24 protein-coding genes are annotated in these 26,147 nt (G+C 36.5%); 20 read left to right on the top strand and 4 right to left on the bottom strand.

The window, feature by feature from the left end; translation table 11 throughout:
• Window positions 1-51: 51 nt before the first annotated feature.
• The 7 genes from dapD to E2636_RS10870 all read left to right on the top strand — a co-directional run bounded on the left by dapD (window position 52) and on the right by E2636_RS10870 (window position 7,710).
• Window positions 52-765 (top strand): 2,3,4,5-tetrahydropyridine-2,6-dicarboxylate N-acetyltransferase, encoded by a 714-nt coding sequence (dapD, locus tag E2636_RS10900; protein ID WP_134210211.1) that lies wholly within the window; start codon window positions 52-54, stop codon window positions 763-765.
• A 9-nt stretch (window positions 766-774) separates the two neighbouring features.
• A complete protein-coding gene (locus E2636_RS10895) occupies window positions 775-1,893 on the top strand; it encodes an N-acetyldiaminopimelate deacetylase (RefSeq protein WP_134210210.1) in 1,119 nt (372 codons plus the stop codon).
• A gap of 364 nt (window positions 1,894-2,257) precedes the next feature.
• A complete protein-coding gene (locus E2636_RS10890) occupies window positions 2,258-2,665 on the top strand; it encodes a phage holin family protein (RefSeq protein WP_134210209.1) in 408 nt (135 codons plus the stop codon).
• 118 nt (window positions 2,666-2,783) lie between these two features.
• Window positions 2,784-5,204 (top strand): DUF8725 domain-containing protein, encoded by a 2,421-nt coding sequence (locus tag E2636_RS10885; RefSeq protein WP_134210208.1) that lies wholly within the window; start codon window positions 2,784-2,786, stop codon window positions 5,202-5,204.
• Window positions 5,201-6,136: an ABC transporter ATP-binding protein gene (locus E2636_RS10880; protein WP_017381289.1), complete on the top strand. Its 936-nt coding sequence runs from the start codon at window positions 5,201-5,203 to the stop codon at window positions 6,134-6,136. The genes E2636_RS10885 and E2636_RS10880 overlap by 4 nt, the downstream gene beginning before the upstream one ends.
• The gene (locus E2636_RS10875; protein WP_017381288.1) at window positions 6,133-6,978 is read left to right on the top strand and encodes an ABC transporter permease; all 846 of its coding nucleotides are present in this window, start codon (window positions 6,133-6,135) and stop codon (window positions 6,976-6,978) included. Before E2636_RS10880 ends, E2636_RS10875 begins: the two co-directional genes overlap by 4 nt.
• Window positions 6,979-7,224: 246 nt before the next feature.
• Complete coding sequence (locus E2636_RS10870; RefSeq protein ID WP_208324067.1) at window positions 7,225-7,710, top strand: hypothetical protein; 486 nt, start codon at window positions 7,225-7,227, stop codon at window positions 7,708-7,710.
• Between the two features lie 41 nt (window positions 7,711-7,751).
• On the opposite strand, the gene E2636_RS10865 is transcribed toward E2636_RS10870, so the two are convergent.
• Window positions 7,752-8,939, bottom strand: coding sequence for an MFS transporter (locus tag E2636_RS10865; protein ID WP_134210207.1), 1,188 nt, complete (start codon window positions 8,937-8,939; stop codon window positions 7,752-7,754).
• Between the two features lie 247 nt (window positions 8,940-9,186).
• On the opposite strand from E2636_RS10865, the gene E2636_RS10860 reads away from it, so the two are divergent.
• The 6 genes from E2636_RS10860 (at window position 9,187) to E2636_RS10835 (ending at window position 15,377) form a co-directional block, all read left to right on the top strand.
• Window positions 9,187-9,486, top strand: coding sequence for a hypothetical protein (locus E2636_RS10860; protein WP_243840618.1), 300 nt, complete (start codon window positions 9,187-9,189; stop codon window positions 9,484-9,486).
• Between the two features lie 201 nt (window positions 9,487-9,687).
• The gene (locus E2636_RS10855) at window positions 9,688-10,230 is read left to right on the top strand and encodes a peroxiredoxin (RefSeq protein ID WP_017379503.1); all 543 of its coding nucleotides are present in this window, start codon (window positions 9,688-9,690) and stop codon (window positions 10,228-10,230) included.
• A 114-nt stretch (window positions 10,231-10,344) separates the two neighbouring features.
• Window positions 10,345-10,797, top strand: coding sequence for a TlpA family protein disulfide reductase (locus tag E2636_RS10850; RefSeq protein WP_134210205.1), 453 nt, complete (start codon window positions 10,345-10,347; stop codon window positions 10,795-10,797).
• A gap of 281 nt (window positions 10,798-11,078) precedes the next feature.
• Window positions 11,079-12,824 carry an ABC transporter ATP-binding protein gene (locus E2636_RS10845; RefSeq protein ID WP_134210204.1) on the top strand — a complete coding sequence of 582 codons (1,746 nt, stop codon included), beginning with the start codon at window positions 11,079-11,081 and terminating at the stop codon, window positions 12,822-12,824.
• Between the two features lie 15 nt (window positions 12,825-12,839).
• The gene (locus E2636_RS10840) at window positions 12,840-14,654 is read left to right on the top strand and encodes an ABC transporter ATP-binding protein (RefSeq protein WP_134210203.1); all 1,815 of its coding nucleotides are present in this window, start codon (window positions 12,840-12,842) and stop codon (window positions 14,652-14,654) included.
• A gap of 63 nt (window positions 14,655-14,717) precedes the next feature.
• On the top strand, window positions 14,718-15,377 hold the full coding sequence (locus E2636_RS10835) for a potassium channel family protein (RefSeq protein WP_134210202.1): 660 nt from the start codon (window positions 14,718-14,720) through the stop codon (window positions 15,375-15,377).
• A gap of 271 nt (window positions 15,378-15,648) precedes the next feature.
• Here the strand turns inward: E2636_RS10835 and rnjA are convergent, their stop codons facing one another.
• Both rnjA and E2636_RS10825 read right to left on the bottom strand, forming a co-directional pair.
• Window positions 15,649-17,316 (bottom strand): ribonuclease J1, encoded by a 1,668-nt coding sequence (rnjA, locus tag E2636_RS10830; protein ID WP_134210201.1) that lies wholly within the window; start codon window positions 17,314-17,316, stop codon window positions 15,649-15,651.
• A gap of 5 nt (window positions 17,317-17,321) precedes the next feature.
• The gene (locus E2636_RS10825) at window positions 17,322-17,531 is read right to left on the bottom strand and encodes a DNA-dependent RNA polymerase subunit epsilon (RefSeq protein WP_134210200.1); all 210 of its coding nucleotides are present in this window, start codon (window positions 17,529-17,531) and stop codon (window positions 17,322-17,324) included.
• 276 nt (window positions 17,532-17,807) lie between these two features.
• Between E2636_RS10825 and E2636_RS10820 the strand changes: the two genes are divergently transcribed.
• Window positions 17,808-18,578, top strand: coding sequence for a Cof-type HAD-IIB family hydrolase (locus E2636_RS10820; protein ID WP_134210199.1), 771 nt, complete (start codon window positions 17,808-17,810; stop codon window positions 18,576-18,578).
• 46 nt (window positions 18,579-18,624) lie between these two features.
• Here the strand turns inward: E2636_RS10820 and def are convergent, their stop codons facing one another.
• The gene (gene def / locus E2636_RS10815) at window positions 18,625-19,182 is read right to left on the bottom strand and encodes a peptide deformylase (protein ID WP_134210198.1); all 558 of its coding nucleotides are present in this window, start codon (window positions 19,180-19,182) and stop codon (window positions 18,625-18,627) included.
• A gap of 139 nt (window positions 19,183-19,321) precedes the next feature.
• On the opposite strand from def, the gene E2636_RS10810 reads away from it, so the two are divergent.
• The 6 genes from E2636_RS10810 to E2636_RS10785 all read left to right on the top strand — a co-directional run bounded on the left by E2636_RS10810 (window position 19,322) and on the right by E2636_RS10785 (window position 26,093).
• A complete protein-coding gene (locus E2636_RS10810) occupies window positions 19,322-19,963 on the top strand; it encodes a YkyA family protein (protein WP_134210197.1) in 642 nt (213 codons plus the stop codon).
• 257 nt (window positions 19,964-20,220) lie between these two features.
• Window positions 20,221-21,336, top strand: coding sequence for a pyruvate dehydrogenase (acetyl-transferring) E1 component subunit alpha (gene pdhA / locus E2636_RS10805; protein WP_134210196.1), 1,116 nt, complete (start codon window positions 20,221-20,223; stop codon window positions 21,334-21,336).
• A 3-nt stretch (window positions 21,337-21,339) separates the two neighbouring features.
• On the top strand, window positions 21,340-22,317 hold the full coding sequence (locus tag E2636_RS10800; RefSeq protein WP_134210195.1) for an alpha-ketoacid dehydrogenase subunit beta: 978 nt from the start codon (window positions 21,340-21,342) through the stop codon (window positions 22,315-22,317).
• A gap of 30 nt (window positions 22,318-22,347) precedes the next feature.
• The gene (locus E2636_RS10795; protein ID WP_134210194.1) at window positions 22,348-23,730 is read left to right on the top strand and encodes a dihydrolipoamide acetyltransferase family protein; all 1,383 of its coding nucleotides are present in this window, start codon (window positions 22,348-22,350) and stop codon (window positions 23,728-23,730) included.
• Between the two features lie 3 nt (window positions 23,731-23,733).
• Window positions 23,734-25,146, top strand: coding sequence for a dihydrolipoyl dehydrogenase (gene lpdA / locus E2636_RS10790; protein WP_134210193.1), 1,413 nt, complete (start codon window positions 23,734-23,736; stop codon window positions 25,144-25,146).
• Between the two features lie 116 nt (window positions 25,147-25,262).
• On the top strand, window positions 25,263-26,093 hold the full coding sequence (locus tag E2636_RS10785) for a polysaccharide deacetylase family protein (RefSeq protein ID WP_134210192.1): 831 nt from the start codon (window positions 25,263-25,265) through the stop codon (window positions 26,091-26,093).
• Window positions 26,094-26,147: the final 54 nt, after the last annotated feature.

Here is a 26,147-nt window from a genome sequence, read left to right as displayed (position 1 = left end):
TTCCTGTACAATAGGACCATATTTTGCAATAGAAAAGGAGATTATTAACTTATGAAACAAATGGATGCATACGAAATTATTTCTTATATTCAACACGCTAAAAAATCAACACCTGTAAAGGTTTATGTAAATGGTAAAGACTTAAAAGAGATATCTTTCGGTGAAAATACAAAAGTGTTTGGAGAAGGAAATTCACTTGTGTTATTCGGTGAATGGTCTGAAATTGAACCAGCTTTAGCTACGTATAAAGATAGAATTACGGACATGGTCGTTGAAAATGATTGTCGTAACTCTGCGATTCCATTAGTAGATTTAAAAGGGATTAACTCTCGTATAGAACCAGGTGCTTTTATTCGTGACCAAGTAGAAATAGGTAATAACTGTATTATTATGATGGGTGCTGTTATTAATATTGGAGCGGTAATTGGCGACGGAACGATGATTGATATGGGTGCTATTTTAGGAGGACGAGCTACAGTCGGTAAAAACTGTCACATCGGTGCAGGCGCCGTGCTAGCAGGTGTGATTGAGCCTCCTTCAGCTATGCCAGTAATAGTGGAAGACGATGTTCTTATTGGTGCCAACGCTGTAGTTTTAGAAGGTGTGAAAATTGGAAAAGGTTCAGTTGTTGCAGCCGGCGCGATTGTTACAAAAGATGTTCCTCCTTATACGGTAGTTGCTGGAATGCCAGCTAAAGTTATTAAAGAAATTGATGATAAAACGAAATCGAAAACTGAAATTATGCACGAACTTCGTCAATTGTAGGAAACGATGATGAAAACTCTTCAACAAATACGACGTGAATTACATCAAATTCCTGAGATAGGTTTTCAAGAATTTAAGACACAAGCCTATTTATTAGAAGAAATTCATGCGCTAAATCAACAACGTTTAACAATTGTGAAGTGGAGAACAGGCATTGTGGTCCATGTTAAAGGTCTAAATCCAAAGAAAACGATTGGATGGAGAACGGATATGGATGGTCTTCCAATAAGTGAACAGACCTCTCTATCTTTTCAATCAACCCATGAAGGGTATATGCATGCATGTGGACATGATATACATATGACAGTCGCACTAGGACTGTTACGACAAATTAATAAAGCACCAATTAACGATTCAATGGTTTTCCTTTTCCAACCTGCTGAAGAAGGTCCAGGTGGAGCACTGCCAATGCGCGAGTGGTTAAAAGAACACCATCAAGATTTACTACCGGATGTGATTTTAGCTTTCCATGTCGCTCCGGAGTATCCTGTTGGCACTATTGCAACTCGTCCCGGCTTATTGTTTGCGAATACGTCAGAATTATTTATGGATCTTCATGGTGTTGAAGGACATGCGGCATTTCCACACCGAACAAAAGATATGACAATAGCTGCTGCTAGTCTTTTGATGCAACTTCAAACTATTGTTAGTCGCTCCATCAATCCTCTTGATTCAGCAGTAGTGACGATTGGTAAGATGACTTCTGGGACGGTTCAAAATATTATTTCAGGTCACGCAAGATTAGAAGGAACGATCCGTACGATGGATGCGAAAACGATGCAAACGGTGAAAAATAGAATTGAAGCATTGAGTAGAGCGACCGAAATTGCTTTTGAATGTAAAGTTGAAATTGACTATGGTTCAGGATATTATCAAGTTTTCAACACTCCAGATATTACATCAGAGTTTTTGTCGTTTGCTAAGCTAGATGAATCAACAGTTTCTATACTATGTGATGCGGCGATGACAGGTGAAGACTTCGGATTCTTCTTACAAGAAATTCCAGGCTTGTTATTTTGGGCGGGTATTGATTCTTCATATGGTTTACACAACGCCAAGCTCAATCCAGATGAAAAAGTGATTGATTATCTCGTCCCTTTTGCAGAATCATATATACGCTCTCTTTAAATAAATTCAATTTTAAATAAAAAAAACCTTCATTTTATGTTTGAATATAAAATGAAGGTTTTTAATTATGAAAATCGAAATTCGCAAAATATTATAAAAAATTACTCGTGTTCTTTACCTAAGTAGAATTAAAGTTGTTTTAATTTAGAAATAATAGCGTCATTACTAGACTCAACATCATATACTAATCTGAAGGATAATTTAGTTGGCGTTTTTGACCATAACAGGTATCAATCAATAAATTTATGGCTAATAAATAACCAACTAATTGTACGGATTTCACATGCCGAATACATGCTCGAAGTCCTTCAAAAGAGGGGCTTTTTTATATGCTCACTTTTTAAATTTTGAGGAGGTGTTTATAGTGGAAAAAAGCTTATTTATCATTTCAGTCTTAGGAACATGGTTCATGTTTTTAATTGGGGGATGGCAAATGTTGCTGACAATACTCGTTGTGTTTATGGTATTAGATATTGTTACCGGGGTAATCAAAGCGCTCATTAAAGGCAAACTCAACTCGAAAATGGGGTTCAAAGGATTCCTAAGAAAAGCCTCTATTATGTTAGTTATTATTCTAGCGAATTGGTTAGATTTGCTAACAACCTCGAATGTTCCAGTGTTCAAAACAATCGCTATTTATTTTTATATTGGAATGGAGGGGCTATCAATTATAGAAAACCTTTATCATATCGGTGTACCGATTCCAAAATCTATTACTAAGTATATTGAGCAGTTAGCGAAGGACGAACTACCAAAAGACAAAAAAGATTAAATGATATACGTTCACTTTGAAATCATGATAAATTTTAGTTATCATGATTTTTTTGATTTTTCGGAACTTATACGTAGCCATTTCGTACTAGTTAATATATAGACAAGGGGGAAGAAATATGAAGAAAAGTATTCGGTGGTTTTTCGCGTTAAGTATATTAGTACTACTTAGTTTTGTTCCATTAATAGAAGCCACCGCTGCACCACAATTAAATGTACAAGCTAAAGCGGGATTCCAAAATAAAGCAAAGCATGGTCTAGGGTTTCCGCTCACGATAACAGTCGTGAATAATGGCGATGAATTTTCTGGCGACCTGGTCATTGATTATTCGGAGTCTTATACTGTTGGTTCTGCAAAAGCTATTCCTTTTACGATTGGTTCAGGAGAAACGAAAACCCTTAATTTGTCTTTACCAGGATTATCAGAAGACTATACTTATTCTGGAACTAGCACACAAATGTTTTATTTTTACCAAGATAGTTGGGAGAAAGGTAAAGAAGTTGAATACAAAGGGAATAAAAATATAAAACCTAATTTTTATGATCCTTCTTCGAATTTTATTTTAACACTTACCGAAAGTGCAGATCGTTTAAAACCTTTTTCTACAATAAAACTTAATAATATGTCAGACACACAAGTCATTCACCTTGCGCAATTAAAAGATTTTGACTTCCCTACAACAACCGCTGCCTATGGTGCTGCCAATTTTTTAGTAGTAGATGAGTTTGTATTAGCCGATTTACCTGAAAATACGCAAAATGCAATTATACAATGGATTCAAACTGGTGGCGTTTTTATTGTAGGCGCATCAGACAATACAGCTGCTGAGTTAGGTCTTATATCTTCTCACTTACCACTTACTTTAATGGATGAGCGTACAGAAATTTCTAAAGACGTCCTAGCTAGTTTTGCAAATAAAAAAGAATTTGCTGAAAATATCCCTGCGTTCAAAGCAACATTAAATACTGAGTCTCGTTTGTTAATGCAATCAGAAAATCAACCCCTCGCAGCATCAAAAACGCTTGGAAAAGGTGCAATTATTCAAACTTCATTCTCACTTGGAGATGAACCATTTTCAAAAGAAGATAATGCTACAACATTTATAAATGAATTAATAAAAAAAGCAAATGTAGGTTCTGTAACACCAATTAACATGAGTTATGGAAATCAAGGGATTAAAGAGTCAATGACTTATGAAGTAGGACAAACGAATGAATTATTCCCTTCATTCCAAGTGTCAACTCCATTCATGATTGCAATTGTTATTCTTTATATTATTTTGGTTGGGCCATTATTATATCTTTTATTGAAAAGGAAAGATAAGAGAGAGCATGCATGGTGGATTATTCCGGCTATTTCTGTGTTGGCATCAGCGTCAATTTTCGCATACGGAGCAAAAGATCGTCTTGTTCGCCCTCAGATTCAACAAGTAAGTTTATATGAAGTTCAAGAAGATGCTAGTCTTTCGGGTTATTATTTAGAATCTTTGTTGTCTAATCGCAGTGGTAATTTTACTTTCGAAGCTGAAACAGGGACAACAATGGTGGCAACTAAACGAATGAATTCTTTTTCATCATCTAATGGGAGTGTACAGGCAACTTCTATTTTGCAAGAAAGTGCAAATAAAAATCATTTAACCATACGTGACGTAGGATATTGGTCTGTATCGACTATATTAGGCGAGTCCAAAATTAAGGATGTCGGAAATTTTGCAATCGACTTAACAGTGGAAAGTGGGATTGTTCGTGGATCGATAAAAAACGAGTTTCCATTTGCATTAAAAGATGTAGCAATATGGTCAGGCACGAAAATGATTGTGCTTGGTGATTTAGCACCCAATGAATCCATCCAAGTAAATGAATCGATTGGTTCTGCAATTTTGTTACCTATTGCTTCTGCGTCAGGTTCACAATACATGGGTTCATCGCAAATGATGAAAGCAAGTGATTTACCAAAAGAAAGAAAAAATAGTTTAATTCGATTATCTCAAATGACCAGTGAACAATCAACTGAACCTGCCATTGTTGCACATACAGAAGATGCTATTGTGCCTGTCAAATTAACAGACTCACGTGCAGAGATGTCAGCAATTAATGTTGTGTATCAACCTTTTACACCGGAGACTATTTTCGCTGGAAAATTTACACTACCAGCTACTTCATTTGAAATTGAAGTTAGTTCAGAAGAATCATCATCTTATTATGAACAAATGGGTGAAAGTAATTTTGAGTGGATGATGGAAAATGGATCTTACCGATATGAATTGAATATGCCGACTAATATTCCGTTAGATCTAGTCAATTGGACTGAATTACAACTTGCCAATACAGATACTTCTTCAATTTCCGTCGAGATTTATAATGTTTCTACGAAAGCATTTGAAGAAGTAAAAAGCGGAAGATTTATGATTAGTGAAAATGTTAATCAATACATTACAACTGAAGGAAAAGTTCAGTTTAAAGTGAATAAACAATCTTCTAACGGAGATGAGTATACGCGTTTACCAGAATTGCGTTTGAAAGGGGAGGTCCAAAAATGATTGAAATTAAAGGACTTACCAAAAAATATGGTGCATTTTATGCATTGGATGACTTAAATTTAACTTTAAGTGAAGGGACTGTTTTTGGATTTGTAGGTGCCAACGGAGCTGGCAAATCCACGACATTTTCAATACTTGCTACACTTTTACAACCGACAGCCGGCGATGCGTTTATCAACGGGAAAAGTATTAAAACTGAGCCGCATGAAGTACGTAAACAAATCGGTTATATGCCTGACTTTTTTGGAGTATATGATCAATTAAAAGCAGATGAATACTTGGACTTTTATGGTGCTAGTTACGGGATTTCCGTGGACAAAAGAGCAGAACTCATTCCACAACTATTAGAACTTGTAAACTTGTCTCATAAACGATATGAGTATGTAGATTTACTCTCCAGAGGGATGAAACAACGTTTGTGTTTAGCTCGTGCTTTAATTCATGATCCTAAAGTATTGATTTTGGACGAACCCGCATCAGGTTTGGATCCTCGTGCTCGTGTAGAGATGCGTGAAATATTAAAACAATTAAAAGGAATGGGTAAAACTATTCTAATCTCTTCTCATATTTTGCCAGAGCTTGCAGAAATGTGTGATGAAATTGGTGTCATTGATGGTGGAAAGCTTATCGCTCACGGCTCGGTTTCAGATATACAAGCGCAACTAAAAGGAGAGCGGCTTATTACTGTCAAACTAAAAGGGTTAACAACTCGAGCAGCGGGATACTTTGAAGAAGACCCTTTTGTAACGGGGATTGAAGAGTTTCCTGAAAAACATATAATCACATTTAAATATCGTGGTACAGAAGATGATCAAATGCGTTTATTAAAACATGCCTTAGAAGAGGGCTTGTCGATTTTATCATTTGCTGAACAAGAAACTGATTTAGAAGATGTCTTTATGGAAATTACAAAAGGAGTGGAGACTGTATGAGAGTCAATGTAAATAACCCTGTTCTCGTTAAAGAAGTAAAGCTCCGCTTCAGGTCGCTTAAAAGTTTTACAGGTATTTTGTTTTATTTAATTGCTATGAGCATTTTCGTTTTCGGCTTTATCTTTTTAACAACTTCGTTTAGCGGTACGGGCTTTTTTAAACCAGACCAAAGTTTTATCTTATTTGGCTTATTAACGTATATTCAGTTAGGTCTTATCTTGTTTATTACGCCTGGCTTAACAGCAGGGACAATCAGTACGGAAAGAGAAAAACAAACGTTGAACATGTTATTAACAACTTCTCAAAGCTCAATGCAGATTATTCTTGGTAAATTGTCTTCATCTATTGCATTTTTGTTGCTAATGTTAGTTGCCGGATTACCAATATATAGTTTAGTTTTCTTATTTGGAGGCATATCTCCCAGTCAATTAGGTTTAATATTTTTATTCTTTCTTTTAACGATGATTACCGTTGGAAGCATAGGTGTCATGTTCTCTACCATCACTAGGAAAACAATTGTCGCAATGATAGCGACGTATGGGACGATGATTTTCTTATCAATCGTTACTGCTTTTTTCTTTATGATCACTGTACAAGTAAACATGATGGGTACTGGAGCCATACAAAGTCCATCCCCAATAGCTCATTTTTGGGCAAGTATTAATCCGGGTATTCTAATTTTCACTTTATTAAATCCAACAACTGAGGAATTTGTAACTGAATTGACGCAAATTGATTTTCCGGTATGGGCAGGATTCACTATTTTTTATGTAGTATTAGCAGCAACAGCCATTACAATTTCTATTAAGAAATTACGTGTTAATATGAATCGACCAAAATAAGGAGGGGTAGGACATGAACAGCCGAGATCATATAATAGCGTCTGTAAAAAATGTTCATCGAAGATTAATTAGCGAACATATTTTTCGAGTCACACAAACGTGAAGACGATACGCTTGGCTTTATTGCCTTTGATGATAAACCTTGGGAAATAATCGAAGCTAAAACATTAACAAATAAAGAACAAGCAGTAGAAAAAATATTGTCTATATCGCTCGGTGGAGGAACTGAAATTTACCGGCCTAGACTTGGCATATTTAGACATTGTGGCTGTCAATGAAGTGGGAGAAGAAATTGACACTTTATCTGAGCCTGTTGCTCCTGGTAAAAGCCGAGTTTCATTTGATGCAGATCCAGGCCTGATTTTCCTAAGAATTTCAAATGAACAAAATAGTATGTATCAAGCTGGTATCTCGATCCCATATAGTGAAGAGTATAAAATTCAGCCACCAAATAAAGCGCTGTTGCAAAATATCGCCAGTCGGACAGGTGGTCAAGTCATATCAAATCCTGAACAAGCCATGCGTGATATAGATTATAAAAGCTCAGAGAGTAAGAGCGTACAAAAATGGCTAGTTCTAATTGCCATGCTCCTGTTTTTTGTTGATATTACGCTAAGACGATTTGGTTGGCGAATGCTCTCACGTAAATGGAAACGAGATAGACCTGAGCAACTTTCAACTACCAATGAAACGAATGTAGCTCAGATTTTAAAAAGGAAGAAGAAACGCTAAAAAGGTTGTTCCAGAAGTTTACACTTCTAGGAACAACCTTTTTACAATGGAATTGGGATTGTTGATTTTCTATAAGATAAAGTGGCAATAAAGAAACAAATGACTAAGATCAACGTACCTGCGATATAAGGGAAACTCATATTGATGTCAAATAGGATTCCGGCAAGAGCTGGTCCCACCATATTGCCTAAACTCATATATGCATTGTTCATACCTGCTGCAAACCCTTGTTCATTGCCAGCTTGTTTTGAAATCAACGTATTCACTGCGGGTCTTAGTAATGAAGCGGCTGTAAAGAAAACGCTTGAGACGATTAAAATTGGCCAGAAACCATCCACAAAAAGAACAGAAATCATTGCAAGAGCAGAAACAAGTAAATTCACTAAAATGACTTTTATTTCGCCAAAACGCTTAAACAATTTATTAATGACAAACGTTTGGACTATTACACCTGCAAAACCGCCTACTGTAATTAAGGCAGCAATTTCACCAGGTGTAAATCCATATTTTTTATCAACATACAATGAAATCGTTGCTTGAAAATTTGAGAGACCAAAGGAGAAAACTAGTACAACAATTAACATGACAAAGTATGGAGTTGTCGTTGATCGTTTCATTTGATTTAACAAATTTTCACGTTTGATTGGCATACTCGTTTTGACGACTGCAGGCCTAGTGTTTGGAAGAACAAACATGGAGATTGCTGCTGCAACTAAAGATGCACCAGTTGCGAAGTAAAAAGGAAAATGAATGCTAACTTCTGCTAGTAAAGCACCTATTGCAGGACCAATCATAAACCCGAGAGACATTGAAGCACCGAGTAATCCCATCCCCTTGCCACGTTCGTCCTCAGTTGTAATATCAGCAACAAACGCCATCATTGGAGGAATGAGGAAGGCAGCACCTACACCACTAAAAAAGCGAGCTAAAAATAACATCCAAAGTTCTGTAGCTGCCCCAAACATCAATTGAGATAAACCGAAAATAATGAGACCTATAATAATTAATTTCTTGCGGCCAAATTTATCTGATAAATCACCAGCAAGTGGTGAGAAAAGAAATTGAGAAAAAGCAAACATGGCAATTAAAAATCCAAGTGCTTGTCCAGCAACACCAAACGTTCCAAGGTATTCGGGCATAATCGGTATTATTAGTCCGATTCCTGACATTGCAATAAACATGTTGAACATTAACACATATAATGCAAAGCGATTAGACTTACTCGCCATTTTACATCCTACTTTCTATCTCTAACTGTTTCGAGTCTCTAAATTTTAACACAAAACTAAAGAAAAGCCATTCATTAAACCTGCCGATATATTATCTGATTTATTGCAAATGTGATTTATTTAGAAATTCCGGAATATCTTATTATATCTCTTATGGATTTTACCTATTGAAATGAAAGAACATGTAATCACGCTTTTGACAGATGAATCATTTTCAAAGCCTTTTCCATTTTTCTAACCGATTTATATGGTACCATTAAGATTAGAAGGAGTGACGGTATTGGGTAAAACGATGATGTTATTTTTAGATCCAAAAGTACGAAAACATAAAAAGAAACAAATAGAAGGAACATTTTTACTAGTTGATGATCGTGTTATTGCAATTGACGAACTCATGGATTACTGCAATGACTGTTTTGAACCTTTGTCTTATCATAAAGAATTCGATGCTTGTTACTGTGAGCCTTGCAATGCTTGGAGAGAAGAGGCATGTACAGATCCCACTTGCGAATATTGTGAGTTAAGACCTAAGCGACCTTTATCATAAGGCCGATTAGGTCTTTTTTTTAAGAATATAATTCTTGAAAACAATCCATACTAACTAATAGACACGATTTGGACGAAAAGACTATTTACCTGGTATTGTCTAATACCGCTGAATTGATTTGCAGGTAAGATTTTGTTATTCTAGAAATTGTGCTAATACGAATATAAATCGTTGGTAAATTAAAATCTTGGAGGTTTTCACATGACTGAACGTATGGTAGGTAAACAAGCACCCCGTTTTACAATGGAAGCAGTGCTAGCAGATAAGTCTTTCGGCAAAGTAAGCTTGGAAGAAAATATGAAACAAGATAAATGGACAGTATTGTTCTTTTATCCAATGGATTTCACGTTTGTATGTCCAACTGAAATAACTGCGATGTCAGATCGTTTTGACGAATTCGAAGATTTAGATACTGAAATCATTGCGGTTTCAACTGATACTATTCACACACACTTAGCTTGGATTAACACAGCTCGTGAAGATAATGGATTAGGCGAACTTAAATATCCATTAGCAGCAGATACAAATCACCAAATTTCTCGTGAATATGGTGTGTTAATTGAAGAAGAAGGAATTGCGCTTCGTGGACTATTCATCGTCAATCCTGAAGGTGAAATGCAATATCAAACTGTGTTCCATAACAATATTGGCCGTGATGTAGATGAAACTCTACGTGTATTACAAGCCCTTCAAACTGGTGGTCTTTGTCCAGCAAACTGGCGCCCAGGTCAAAAAACACTGTAATTTTGCATTTCAAAAATAGACTGTGAATACTATTTTTAATTAGACATCAAAGATTCCCCACGCATACGATACGCTGTGGGGATTTTTACTTTTAAGCTTAAAGGAGGAAGAAAGATGAAATTACGTTCACCTATGCCTAACCTAACAGGCGCAACCACTTGGTTAAATGGAGAGGTCTCAAGAAACCAATTAATCGGAAGTAAACCGACACTCATACATTTCTGGTCTGTAAGTTGTGGACTTTGTAAAGAAGCAATGCCTGAGGTCAATGCCTTTCGCGATCAATACAAAGACGAATTAAATGTAATTGCTGTTCACATGCCACGATCAGAAAAAGATATGGATTTAGACGAAATAAAAAAAGTCGCGTTACATCATGATATTACGCAACCGATATACATTGATAACGAGATGAAATTAACAGATGAGTTTGACAATCAATATGTACCAGCTTACTACGTGTTCGACAAAGACGGTCAACTGCGTCACTTCCAAGCAGGTGGAAGTGGTATGAAAATGCTTGAAAAACGTGTTAATCGTGTACTAGATGAAATGCGCAACGCATAATAGTATTAGAAAATATATAAGGTTTTGCAATACCACAATTCTTAGAGTTGTGGTATTTTTTATTGGGAAAATATACTTAAGGAAAGAGAACTAAATTTGCTTTCTAGTAAACCGTTGATATCTTTTAATTTTTACTGTGAACTCTAAATAATTAATAGCTATTTTCCAAGTAAATCACCTTAAATTTAGATTAAAGAGAAATATCAGTCAAAAGGGGGTAGTCATTTATTTCGGAATCCGATATATTTAATACTATGTCTTTTGATTAGGGGGAAAAAAACTTGGAAACTTTCAAAAAATTGAAAGAATATTACTGGCCAAATAAACATTTATTCTTTTGGTCCTTGTTCATGCTTCTCATTACGTTGGTGATCACTGTTGCGTATCCCATCATTTTGCAACAAACGATTGACCGTGTTATTAAGGGAGAGCAATATGATTTAGCTTGGGCACTAGCAGGAATTTTTATGGTACTAATGATTATTAAAGGAATTGCCACGTATATAGGACAATATACAGGTGATATGTTCGGGATACGTTCAGTTTACGAGTTGCGAAATGCGTTATATGCAAAATTACAGCGTTTACCATTCAAGTATTATGATAATGCGAAAACGGGTGACTTAATGTCACGACTAACTGCAGACGTCGAGGGTTTTCGCTTCTTCTTATCATTCGGATTTGTGGAGTTATTTCGATTAATATTTCTTGTATCCGTGTCGTTATGTGTCATGTTTTACTATTCCGTCTCATTAACATTTGTCTCCATGGCTGCGATGCCATTATTAATTGTTGCGGTGTTTCGTTTTGATAAACTCGTACATCCTGCATTTCGAGACATTCGAAAATCATTCGGAAAGTTAAACACGAATGTCCAAGAAAATATTAGTGGCATCCATACTGTAAAGTCACTTTCACGTGAATCATTTCAAATTGGAAAGTTTAATGAGTCAAATAGTGATTATAAAGGTCGTTATTTATACACAGCTGAAATTTGGGCGAAATATTTTCCTGTGATGGAGTTTCTCGGTAATATTAGCATTGTCTTTTTATTCGGCTATGGAGGATTCCTTGTTATGGGTGGGCAATTGACTGTCGGAGAACTTGTGGCATTTTATAGTTTACTTGGCTACATTATTTTCCCAATTATGAACTTAGGTTTTACTGTCAATTTATTTTCTCAATCAAAGGCTTCAGGAGAACGTTTATTAGAAGTATTAGAAGCACCAGAGCCGATACAATCTAAAGAAAATGCAGTGGATGGTTCAGGTATGAAAGGTCATGTAACTTTTGACCATGTCTCACTCCAATATCGTGAAGAGGACCAAGTTGCATTAAAGGATATTAATTTGACTGTAGAAGCTGGAAAGCGTGTCGGCTTAATCGGTGCGACTGGTTCAGGAAAAACAAGTTTAACGCAATTGTTAACCCGGTTTTATGAGCCAACAAAAGGGTCGGTCAAGATTGATGGTATCCCTGTTGATGACTATTCGTTAACTTCATTACGTTCAAAAATTGGATTTGTATTACAAGAGTCATTTCTATTTTCTTCGTCCATTAAAGCTAATATTTCTTATGGAAGACCGGATGCCTCAATAGATGAAATCATGGATGCAGCAAAACGTGCTAATGCACATGAATTCATACTGGAGCTACCAGAAGCTTATGATACGATGCTCGGGGAACGGGGTCTAGGTTTATCAGGTGGCCAAAAACAACGGATAGCAATCGCAAGAGCGTTATGTCAAAATCCAGCTATATTGGTACTCGATGACGCGACAAGTGCTGTAGATATGAAAACAGAACTTCATATTCAACAAGCATTAGATGAAGTCATGAAGGGTCGAACAACATTTATTATTGCTCACAGAATTTCATCTGTAAAACATGCAGATGAATTAATCGTTTTTGAACATGGAGAAATTGTTCAACGTGGAACGCATGAGCAATTAATTAAACAACCCGGGCTTTATAAACGAATTTATGAAATTCAATACAAGGACCAACTCGAAAATATTTATGCATAGAAAGGCGGAATCACAATGACAAAAAAAATTAATCCTAGTGTTTTAAAACGATTCCGCTACTCTTCGGATGATGTAATTGATGCACCATTTAATTGGTCCCAACTCGCTCGTTTATTTACTTATGTAAAACCTTACTCACGTTCATTACTACCAAAAGCATTTATTGCTGTTACGATTACGACCCTCATTAGACTTCTTATACCCATATTGATTGGTGTATTTGTTATCGATAAAGCGTTAGAAAACAAAGATGGTCAGATGCTTTGGATTCTTGTCGGGTCAATTGCGGTATTATATATTATTAATACCATTGCCAATCGTTTTCGAATAAGGTGGATGAATGAACTTGGTCAAAACGTGATCTACGATTTGCGAAAACATTTATTTACGCATGTACAATGGCTATCACATCGTTTTTTTGATCAGCGGTCTGCAGGTTCAATTTTAGTACGAATAATGAATGATATTAACTCGCTCCAAGAACTTTTTACAAATGGTGTTATTAATTTATTAATGGATATTCTTCTCCTTGCTGGTGTTCTCATCATTCTATTTACACTAAGCCCACCACTGGCGCTTGCTGTACTCGTTATTTTGCCATTGATGTTTTTCATATCAACGACGTTACGTAAAAATATTCGTCGATCTTGGCAAGATGTGCGTATGAAACAATCGAAAATTAACTCGCATTTGAATGAAAGTATTCAAGGAATGCGTATTACACAATCATTTACACAGGAAAATGAAAACATGGCTTTCTTTAATGGAATTAATGAAGAAAGTTACGAATCATGGCGTGTGGCAACGAAAAAGAACGCGTTGTTCCGTCCATTTGTTGAAATAACAAATGCAATTGGATCCGTGGTATTAATACTATACGGTGCTTACTTGATTAAAAATGGTCAACTAGATCTTGGAGCTTTTGTCGCTTTTGCTTTTTATCTAGGTATGTTTTGGGAGCCTATTTCACGTTTAGGTATGGTATATAGTCAACTATTGATGGGAATGGCATCATCTGAACGTATTTTTGAATTTTTAGATGAACAGCCATTAGTTCACGAAAAAGAAAATCCCCAAAAGATCAATCAATTAAAAGGACTTATTGAATTTGAGCATGTAGAATTTGGTTATGAAAAAAACCGCTTGGCATTAAATGGAATTACACTTGAAATGAAAGCTGGAAAGACAGTTGCACTCGTTGGACATACCGGTTCTGGTAAGACAACGATAGCCAATTTAGTATCACGTTTCTATGATCCAACCAGTGGTGTTGTTAAAATGGATGGGGTGGATATTCGCGATTTATCATTAAGTGATTTACGTGAACAAATCAGTATTGTGTTACAAGAAACTTTTATTTTCTCAGGTTCAATTCTGGAGAATATTCGTTTTGGTAACCCACATGCAACAGATGAAGAAGTGAAAAATGCTGCACAAGCTGTTGGAGCGAATGGGTTTATTGACCGGTTGTCTAAAGGTTACGATACTGAAGTAGAAGAGCGAGGGAATATATTATCCGTTGGTGAGAGACAGTTGTTATCATTTGCTCGTGCGATTCTTGCTAATCCAAGAATTATTATCTTAGATGAAGCAACTGCATCCATTGATACAGAAACGGAAATTCAAATTCAAGTGGCATTGCGCACTCTTTTGAAAAATCGAACTGCAATCATTATTGCACATCGTTTATCTACAATACGTGAAGCAGATCAGATTATAGTTTTGGAAAATGGTAGCGTACTTGAATCAGGAAATCATGATTCATTAATGAAAGACCGTGGTCATTATCACCACCTTGTAATGGCCCAATTTGAAGACGTGTTAAATTGAATTTGAGCGTCTTTCAAAGTTGTGATACACTATGTGCAATCGTTGCATAACGGAGGTTGAAGGATGAAGAAAGAATTCGTAGTTATTGGTTTAGGTCGATTTGGTGGAAGCATTGTTCGAGAGCTTGTTGAACAAGGTGCAGATGTCATGGCCATCGATAAATCTGCTGAACGTGTTGATGAATTTGCATCAATTGCGACACAAGCCGTGGTCGCTGATACAACGGATGAATCAGTCTTGAAATCACTCGGAATTCGTAATTTTGAACATGTAATTGTAGCGATAGGAGACGATATCCAATCAAGCATACTAACTACTCTTATGTTAAAAGAAATCGGTGTCAATAAAATCACCGTAAAAGCTCAAAATGATTATCACGAGAAAGTATTACGTAAAATCGGTGCTGATCAAGTCGTCCATCCTGAACGTGACATGGGAATTCGTATAGCTAATAATATGATTTCAAATAATGTCTTGGATTATCTCGAACTTTCTGATGAACATTCCATAATGGAGATTAAGGCAAATGAACTATTAGCTGGTTCAACATTAATTGATCTTGATATTCGAGCGAAATATGGTATAAACATCGTAGGGATTAAACGTGGAGATGATATTCTCGTATCTCCGCAAGCGGATGAAGAAATTCTTATTAATGATATTCTAATTGTTATCGGGGCAGACGCAGATATTATCCGATTTGAAAAAAAAGCCATGCACTAAAGAAAAGCGAAGCAGGCCACTATAGATCGACACCGGTGCTGGAAGAAACGATTCGGAAACTTGTTTCCGCATGAGTTTCTGAAGCTAAGGTGCGATCTGGCCTGCGGAGCTAGACACTAAAGAAAAGCGAAGCAGGCCACTTATAGATCGACACCTGTGATTTCTGCCCGTAATAGGGACCTTGGTTGGTGGTGGATAGTGTCTAACAAACATAAGAAAAGCTGTGCAGTTTATCACAATAAGTGATAGCTGCACAGCTTTTTTCTTGTTATTAAACTTCCATTATAACTGGTAAAATCATTGGACGACGCTTTGTTTTTTCATATAAATATGGTCCTAATACATCTACAATTTCACTTTTCAATTCAGAAAAAGGAATATTTTTTGATTGAATTGTTTTTTGTAAATGACGATTTAACATATGTTGAGCTTCATTAATCATTGCTCCAGATTCACGCATATAAACGAATCCACGAGAAATGATGTCTGGTCCAGAAACAATCTTCTGACGTTCTTGATCTGTACTCACCACAACAATAACTAAACCTTCTTCAGATAAAATGCGACGATCACGTAATACAACATTGCCAACATCACCAATTCCACTACCATCAATGTATACATCACCAGATGGGATACGACCAGCAACTGCTGCTTCGTTTTGGCTTAGTGCCAAGACATCGCCATTTTCCATAATAAATGTATTCTCTGGTTTAACATCACAATCAATAGCTAGTTCCGTATGTATTTTTAGCATACGATACTCACCATGAATAGGCATGAAGAATTTAGGTTTCATTAATCGTAACATCAATTTTTGTTCTTCTTGGGAACCATGCCCTGAAGTATGGATGTTACTTAATGAGCCATGAATGACATCTGCTCCTGCGCGGAATAACAAGTTAATTGTACGGTTAATGCTACTGCGATTTCCTGGAATTGCAGAAGAGGAAAAGATAACCGTATCTGCAGGTTGAATTTGAATTTGGCGATGTGTTCCATTTGCTATACGAGACAAAGCCGCCATAGGCTCACCTTGACTACCTGTACATAAAATCATCACTTCACTTGCTGGGAGACGATTTAATGTTTGTGTATCAACAAATGTTTCATTCGGTGCAATGATATAGCCCAGTTCACGTCCAATATTTATTGCGTTGTCCATGCTTCGACCAAATACGGCGATTTTACGACCATGACGAATTGCAGCTTCTACCACTTGTTGTACACGAAAAATATTAGAAGAAAACGTTGCGAAAATAATACGTCCATTTACTTTACGGAATATTTCCGATAAGCTTTCTCCAACTTTTCGCTCAGACATTGTGAATTCAGGTACTTCTGCATTTGTACTATCTGATAATAAACAAAGCACGCCATCACGACCAATTTCAGCCATTTTGGTAATATTAGCAGGTTCTCCTACAGGTGTGAAATCAAACTTGAAATCTCCTGTGTGAACTATATTTCCAGATGGTGTTTTAACAACTATTCCAAATGCATCTGGAATACTGTGTGTCGTTCTGTAAAAACTAACAGATGTTTTACGGAATTTAATAATTTCATCTTCCGTAATAACGTGCATTTTTGTTGTACGAAGTAGACCGTGCTCTTCAAGTTTGTTGCGTAACAAACCAAGCGCAAGTTTTCCGCCGTAAACAGGCACATTCAATTGTTTTAGTAAATAAGGAATACCACCGATGTGATCTTCATGACCGTGTGTAATAAATAGACCTTTAATTTTGTCTACATTTTTCACGAGATACGAATAGTCAGGAATGACATAGTCAATTCCAAGTAGTTCATCTTCTGGAAATTTAATACCTGCATCAATTAATATTATTTCATCTTGAAATTGGATACCGTATGTGTTTTTGCCGATTTCGCCCAGTCCGCCTAGTGCGAAAACCGCTGTTTGGTCATTCTTAACAAATTTCATATAGTTTACTGTTTCTCCACTATAAAGTTTTCGTTAGCTTGCTCATAGGTTAAATGATTACCTTCAAGTAGCTGAACAAATTCGACATTATAGTTGCGATCCTTTAATGCGAAGCGAACTTCACGTTCAGAAGATGCTTCAATGTATAGGCTTTTTGTGTTTTCGCGAACTGGCACTTCAAGCGGGTTTTCTTGATAAAATACTTTGTAAATCATGTTTTGCTCTCCTTTTTCACGTTCATAATAATTTCACTCTCTTTATATTATCACGAGCCTGTTTTAAAATAAAGAAAAGCCCTACTATAATTAGCAGGGCAAATAATTATGCAATTAGTTTTTTCCCGAGTATGCCGCCTAGCCGTCTCAATAATTTCCTTTTTAGACGCTTTAACATGGGCAAATCACTCCTTGCTCCTATTATACAGAAAATTTAGACTTTTGTAAAGAGTACTTGTCTTTAGTACAATTCATGCAATAGAGAGGATGAAAGGAATGAAAAAAGTTTTATTTTTTGATATAGACGGAACACTGTATGATTCTAATAAACAAATACCAATAAAGGCGAAGGAAGCCGTCTTTGAAGCAAGGAATAAGGGGCATGAAGTGGTTATTGCTACCGGACGTGCACCATTTATGATTCAAGAAGTTTTAAAAGAGTTAGAGATTGATTCTTACATTTGTTTTAATGGTCAATATGTTGTCTATCAAAATAAAGTTATATCTCACAATGAAATTAATCCAATTCAACTAAAATTGGTTTCAGAATTTGCAAGAGAACATAATCATCCTATGGTATATATGAATGCTGAAAAAATGATTTCATCTATTACATATCATCCACAAATTGAAGAAAGTATGAACAGCTTAAAATTTCCGCATCCTAATTTTGAAGAAAATTTTATTTTGAACAACAATATTTATCAAGCACTGCTGTTTTGTTCAATGGAAGAAGAACTAGCGTATCAAGAAGATTTCCCTCACTTGAAATTTGTAAGGTGGCATCGTGTATCTGCTGACATCTTGCCTAAAGGTGCGTCAAAAGCAAACGCTGTTAAGTTCATATGTCAAAAATTCAATATTGATATAAAGGATACAATTGCATTTGGAGACGGTTTAAACGATATTGAAATGTTAGAAACGGTAGGATATGGAGTTGTTATGGGAAATGGTCACGAAGAAGCTCTAAAACGCGCTAATTATGTGACAACTCACGTGGATGATGATGGTTTAGTCAACGCGATGAATTATTTAAATCTTATTTAAAAGGTAAAAAGGTTCCCAATAACTAGGAACCTCAAAATTATTTATCTTATTTTTCCTTTTCAAATGGGACTGAATTAGGAATTTCTTCAAATGGATTTTCTTGATTAATACGATCGAAGAACATCACACCGTTCAAATGATCAAGTTCATGTTGAAAAGCAATTGCAGATAAACCTTTTAAGCGTAGTTTAAATTCTCTTCCATCTGGATAAAAGCCTTTGGCAGTAATACGTGCATATCTAGGAACGTATCCTTCAATAACTCGATCAACAGATAAACAGCCTTCGCCTACTGTAATATAGGTTTTTTCGACCGAGTGACTAATGATTTTAGGGTTTATGGCAACTAAACTTAACTTAGATTCATCATCTTGCAAATGAAGTGCAAACATTCGCTTCGCTATATTGACTTGAGGTGCAGCAATACCAATACCAGGACGTAAATCATAACGGGCAAGCATATCTGCATCTTGACTATTCTTTACATAATCATGTAAGTCCTGTGCTAATTTTGCGTTTTCAGTTGATAAAGGAAATTTTATTTCCTGCGCTTTTTGTCGCAAAGTAGGATGTCCTTCGCGGATAATATCTTTTAGTTCAAACATTCAAGTCTTCCTTTCCAATAGTTACTATCTATTAAGTATAGCGAAGGATGGCATCCATGCAAATGAAAAGAAGAATTTAGAAATATTGAAATATCTTCCTTGAGAGGATATAGTATAAAAAGGTTTAGGGGGCTATTTAATGAAAAAAATCGTAATTGGCACTTTTCTTTCCACTTCGATAATACTTTCAGCATGTTCTATAGGAGTAACTACAGAAGAAAAGTTATCAGAAACATTAGCAACAATATATGAAGAAGAGCAAGGATATCGAGACGCACAACAACAATTGACTGTCTTAGAAAAGAAAGAACAAAGTACTTTTAACTCAAGCATGGAATTGACACAAGAACAACAAGAAGAAGTGTCAATAAAAGTAGAGGAACTAAAATCTTCTTTAATGGAAAGGTTGACTTTACTTAATGAAGAGAACGAATCGATTGAAAGTGCACTCGCTTCTATATCTTCATTTGATAGTCTTATAGATGAGGTAAAGGAAGAAGAAATAAAAACGACATTAATTGATTTGAAATCATTAATAGAAACTCGTTATCAAGCACATGATGTTGTTAGTAAAGAGTATCAAAAATTAACTGACTTACAAACTGTACTCTACGATATGCTAGTAGATGAAGAAACGGAACAAGCTCAACTTCAAGAACAAGTATTAAAAGTAAACGAACAAAATGATATTGTACAATCTTCAATTAATGAATTTAACGAAGCCACAATAGAATTAAATGAATTGAAAGTTTCAATATATGATGCTTTAGATGAAAAGTGAAAGGACTTCCAAGTGAAGTCTTTTTTTTATGTAAAATGATGGGTTTCAAAAGTGTTATCTTTTATAGTACAGATGCCAGTTTGTACTAGTACAGATTTCGTTTGAGTGAATATTTAATAAACAGTAAGTTGTTATTTCACTAGAGTTACACATGATTGACCACCAATTTAAAGTTGAGTATACTAGGTAAGAATGGACATTGTATCACTTGATTATAAATGATTTTTTAATACAGTTAGTTAAAGGAGAGTGTTAACATGGCAGCAAAAAATGCCAAGCAATTAGGCCCAGTAGAAACACTTCATGCGATTGAAGAAAAGTTTGAAATGTTTCAGATTTTGAACGAAGAAGGCGAAATCGTAAACAAAGATGCTGAAGTAAACTTATCGGATGATGAGTTAGTTGAGTTAATGCGACGAATGGTTTACACACGTATTCTTGATCAACGATCGATTTCATTAAATCGTCAAGGACGTCTGGGTTTCTATGCACCAACTGCTGGACAAGAAGCTTCACAACTTGCATCACACTTTGCTCTTGAAAAAGAGGACTTCATCCTTCCTGGATATCGTGACGTACCACAAATGATTTGGCATGGTTTGCCACTTTCTCAAGCATTTTTATTCTCTCGTGGCCATTTCATGGGTAACCAGATTCCTGAAGACGTAAAAGTAATCCCGCCACAAATTATTATTGGTGCTCAATTCGTCCAAGCTGCTGGAGTAGCACTTGGTATGCAAAAACGCGGTAAAAAATCTGTTGCAGTTACATATACAGGTGACGGTGGTTCTTCACAAGGAGACTTCTATGAAGGAATCAACTTTGCAGGTGCATTCCGTTCACCAGCAATTTTCATTGTTCAAAATAACCAATTTGCTATTTCAACACCACGTGAATTACAGACAGCTGCGAAAACAATTGCACAAAAAGGGATTGCGGCTGGAATTCCAAGTATTCTAGTTGATGGAATGGATCCATTAGCAGTATACGTAGCAACGCGTGATGCGCGAGAACGTGCAGTGAATGGCGAAGGACCAACATTGATTGAAGCCTTATGTTATCGTTATGGACCTCATACAATGGCTGGAGATGATCCAACTCGATACCGTACGTCTGAAACAGATTCTGAATGGGAAAAGAAAGATCCTATTGTACGTTTTCGTATGTATTTAGAAGCTAAAAAGCTTTGGAATGAAGAAAAAGAAAACGAAGTAATTGAGCAGGCAAAAGAAGAAATTAAAGCTGCTATTAAAACAGCTGATGCTGCACCAAAACAAAAAGTAACTGATTTAATGGAATTCATGTATGGCGACGAAATGCCATTTAACTTAAAAGAACAATATGAAATCTACAAAGAGAAGGAGTCGAAGTAACCGATGGCACAAATGACGATGATTCAAGCAATTACGGATGCACTCCGTAATGAACTGAAAAATGATGAAAATGTCCTCGTCTTCGGTGAAGACGTTGGAAATAACGGCGGAGTATTCCGTGCAACTGAAGGCTTACAAAAAGAATTTGGGGAAGATCGTGTATTCGATACACCTCTTGCAGAGTCAGGTATTGGTGGTCTAGCAGTAGGCCTATCATTAGAAGGATACCGTCCTGTTCCTGAAATTCAATTCTTTGGTTTTGTTTTTGAAGTAATGGATTCGATCAGTGGTCAATTAGCTCGTATGCGTTTCCGTAGTGGGGGTAAATACCATGCTCCAGTTACAATACGATCACCTTTTGGCGGTGGTGTTCATACTCCAGAAATGCATGCAGATAGTTTAGAAGGCTTAATGGCTGCTCAACCAGGTTTGAAAGTAGTTATTCCTTCTTCACCTTACGATGCAAAAGGCCTATTAATTTCTTCAATTCGTGACAATGATCCTGTTATTTTCTTGGAACATATGAAATTATATCGATCATTCCGTGAAGATGTACCTGAAGAAGAGTATACAATCCCTTTAGGCGAAGCAGCAGTAAAACGCGAAGGAAAAGACTTATCAATTATTACGTATGGCGCTATGGTACACGAAAGTTTAAAAGCTGCAGAAGAGCTTGAAAAAGAAGGCTTCTCAGTAGAAGTAATTGATTTACGTACCGTACAACCATTAGATATTAAAACAATTATTGCTTCTGTTGAAAAAACAGGACGTGCAATCGTTGTACAAGAAGCACAGAAACAAGCTGGTATTGCAGCGAATGTTGTTGCAGAAATTAACGAGCGTGCGATATTAAGTTTAGAAGCACCCGTTCTTCGTGTAACTGCACCAGATACTATATTCCCGTTCTCTCAAGCAGAGACAGTATGGTTACCAAACTCAAAAGACATTATTGAAACAGCGAAAAAAGTATTAACATTCTAATAGACACTATCAACAGAAAGGGTGATTTTTGTGGCATTTGAATTTAAATTACCAGATATCGGTGAAGGTATACACGAAGGTGAAATCGTTAAATGGTTTGTAACCGCAGGTGATACTATAGAAGAAGACGATATTTTATGTGAAATCCAAAATGACAAAGCAGTTGTAGAAATTCCATCACCGGTTACTGGGAAAGTAGAAGAAGTCCTTATAGGTGAAGGAACAGTTGCGACAGTTGGACAAGTATTAATTCGTATTGACGCACCAGGGTATGAAGACCTAAAGTTTAAAGGTGATCATGAAGACGAGCCTAAAGCAGAAGAAAAAACAGAAGCTCAAGTTCAAGCGACTGCAGAAGATGGTCAAACAGTAGAAAAAGAAGCGACTTCTGTTGCGAAAGAGCAAGCTCCTGAAAAAGAAGCGGCAGATTCATCAAAAGCTCAACCAAAAGCTGAAAAAGATCCAAATGGTCGCATAATTGCGATGCCTTCTGTTCGTAAATTTGCTCGCGACAATGACGTGGAAGTTTCTCAAGTTAACGGGTCAGGAAAAAATGGACGTGTTATGAAAGAAGATATTGAAGCGTTTATGAATGGTGATCAATCTTCTGATTCAACGACCCAAGATTCTGTTGTTGAGAATGATGAAACAGCTACTGATAAAAAAGATGAAAAAGCAGCTAAACCGGTAGAGAAGACATTAGAAGGCGAATTCCCTGAAACACGTGAGAAAATGTCGGGTGTCCGTAAAGCAATTGCGAAAGCAATGGTTCACTCAAAACATACAGCACCTCATGTGACCTTAATGGATGAAGTTGATGTTACAGAACTTGTTGCACATCGCAAAAAGTTCAAAGACTTGGCTGCGGAAAAAAATGTAAAATTAACGTACTTACCTTATGTAGTAAAAGCTTTGGTAAGCACATTGCGTGATTTCCCAGAATTTAATCGTTCATTAGATGATGAAGCTGGTGAAATTGTTCAGAAACATTATTTCAATATCGGAATTGCTGCGGATACCGAAAAAGGTCTGATGGTGCCTGTTATTAAACATGCAGACAGAAAATCAGTATTTGCGATTTCAGATGAAATCAACACACTTGCTGGCAAAGCACGTGATGGTAAATTATCACTTGCTGAAATGAAGGGTGCTTCATGTTCAATTACGAATATTGGTTCAGCTGGTGGACAATGGTTCACTCCAGTTATTAACCATCCAGAAGTTGCTATTCTAGGAATTGGTCGTATTGCAGAGAAACCAGTCATTAAAAATGGTGAAATTGTAGCGGCTCCTGTGTTAGCATTATCTATGAGCTTTGATCATCGAATGATCGACGGTGCGACTGCTCAGCACGCATTAAATAATATTAAACGTTTGCTTAGCAATCCAGAACTTTTATTAATGGAGGCGTAAAAAATGGTAGTAGGAGATTTTCCAATCGAAACAGATACGCTAATTATTGGCTCAGGCCCTGGCGGTTATGTTGCAGCAATTCGTGCAGCTCAAACTGGCCAAAAAGTAACAATCGTTGAAAAAGAACATATTGGTGGCGTTTGTTTAAACGTTGGTTGTATTCCATCAAAAGCGTTAATTTCAGTCGGTCACCGTTTTGAACAAGCAAAACACTCAGATGATATGGGGATTACAGCATCTGAAGTTACTATCGACTTTTCAAAAGCACAAGCGTTCAAAGACAGTGTCGTTAAGAAATTAACGGGTGGAGTTGAAGGTTTATTAAAAGGAAATAAAGTGGATGTTGTTCTTGGTGAAGCTTACTTTGTTGACGCAAACACGGTTCGTGTAATGGACGAAAAATCATCACAAACGTACAAGTTTAAACATGCGATTATCGCAACTGGTTCTCGACCAGTTGAAATTCCATCATTCAAGTTTTCTAAACGTGTCTTGAGCTCTACAACTGCATTGAGTCTTACTGAAATTCCAGGAAAACTAGTCGTTATTGGCGGCGGTTATATCGGAACTGAACTTGGTACAGCTTATGCAAACCTTGGTTCTCAAGTAACTATTGTTGAAGGCGGAGACGATATCTTAGCTGGTTTTGAAAAGCAAATGACGTCAATTGTCAAAAAAGGCTTGAAGAAAAAAGGCGTGGAAATTGTCACTAAGGCAGTAGCTAAAGGTGTTGAAGAAACAGAATCTGGTGTAATTGTTACATTTGAAGCAGGCGGCGAAGAGAAGAAAGTCGAAGCGGATTATGTATTAGTAACAGTTGGTCGTCGTCCGAACACGGATGAGATGGGTCTTGAAGAACTGGGTATTAAAATGGGCGAACGTGGTTTGATCGAAGTGGACAAACAAGTTCGTACAAGCATCGAAAATATTTTTGCAATTGGTGACGTGGTTGCAGGACTTCAACTTGCTCATAAAGCTTCTTATGAAGGTAAAGTAGCAGCTGAAGTAATTGCAGGACAAACTTCTATAGTGGATTATTTAGCCATTCCAGCTGTTTGTTTCACAGATCCGGAACTAGCAACAGTTGGTTTAAACGAAGAGCAAGCTAAAAAAGAAGGCTTTGAAGTTATGGCTGGGAAATTCCCATTCGGAGCAAACGGGCGTGCATTAGCATTAAACACTCCTGAAGGCTTCGTGAAGCTTGTTTCACGTAAATCTGATGGTTTACTGCTTGGTGCTCAAATCGTTGGTCAAGGTGCTTCTGATATGATCGCTGAGCTTGCATTAGCAATTGAAGCGGGCATGACGGTTGAAGACATTGCCATGACAATTCACGCGCATCCAACATTGGGAGAAATCTCAATGGAAGCTGCTGAAGTTGTAATGGGTCATCCGATTCATATTTTATCTAAATAATTACTTGTTGCCGTACAGCAATTCTGCTGTACGGTTTTTTTGTTTTCTATAATATATCTAGAAATATTTATGGGAATTATGCTAAAATGACTGTCGAAAGGGTTATGGTGATACATATGAAATACATAAAATTTATGACTTTGAGTTTGTTAGCATTAATGTTAGCGGCATGTGGGGAAACAGAATCAGAAACAAAAACACCCGCATCAGCTCCTGTACAACAAGAAGTTGAGGAAGAAGAAAAGGTAGAGGAAGAAGCAAGTGAAGAAGTTATTGAAGAGGAGTCACCTGCATCAGCTACTGCCGATCCCTTATATGCATTAAATAAAGCAAATTGGTCGTTTAAACCAATTGCTGATGCACCATCAAAAGTAGTGCTTTTAACTATTGATGATGCACCAGACAAACGGTCTTTAGAAATGGCGAAAACGTTAAAAGCATTAAACGCACCAGCAATATTTTTCATAAATGGACACTTTGTAGATACCGATGAAGAAAAAGCTGTATTAAAAGAGATTTATGATATGGGCTTTGCAATTGGTAATCACACACAAACGCATGCAAATTTAAAGAGTTTGTCTGAAGAGCAACAACGAGTAGAAATCATGAAAATAAATGAAACAATCGAAGAGATAACGGGTGAAAAACCAAAATTCTTCCGTGCGCCATTTGGAGTGAATACAGATTTCAGCAAAGCGCTAGTGAAAGAGCAAGGCATGCTGTTAATGAATTGGACCTACGGCTACGATTGGGAAGCGAAATACCAAGATGCTGATACTTTAACCGATATCATGGTCAACAGTGAGTACTTAACGGAAGGTGCAAACTTATTGATGCATGATCGTGTATGGACCGCTGCTGCTTTAAAAGGAATTGTGGAAGGACTTAGAGGTAAAGGTTACGAAATGATTGACCCAGCAACAATTCAAGGCGTAACTATTGATTAATATGAATAAGCAATAAATGTAGTGCAAATATACAATTCCTATTCACAGTATCTA

This window comes from Paenisporosarcina antarctica, from assembly GCF_004367585.1.
Classification (GTDB): domain Bacteria; phylum Bacillota; class Bacilli; order Bacillales_A; family Planococcaceae; genus Paenisporosarcina; species Paenisporosarcina antarctica.
Note: the sequence above shows the minus strand (reverse complement) of the source record. Positions and strands in the feature narration are given on the sequence as shown.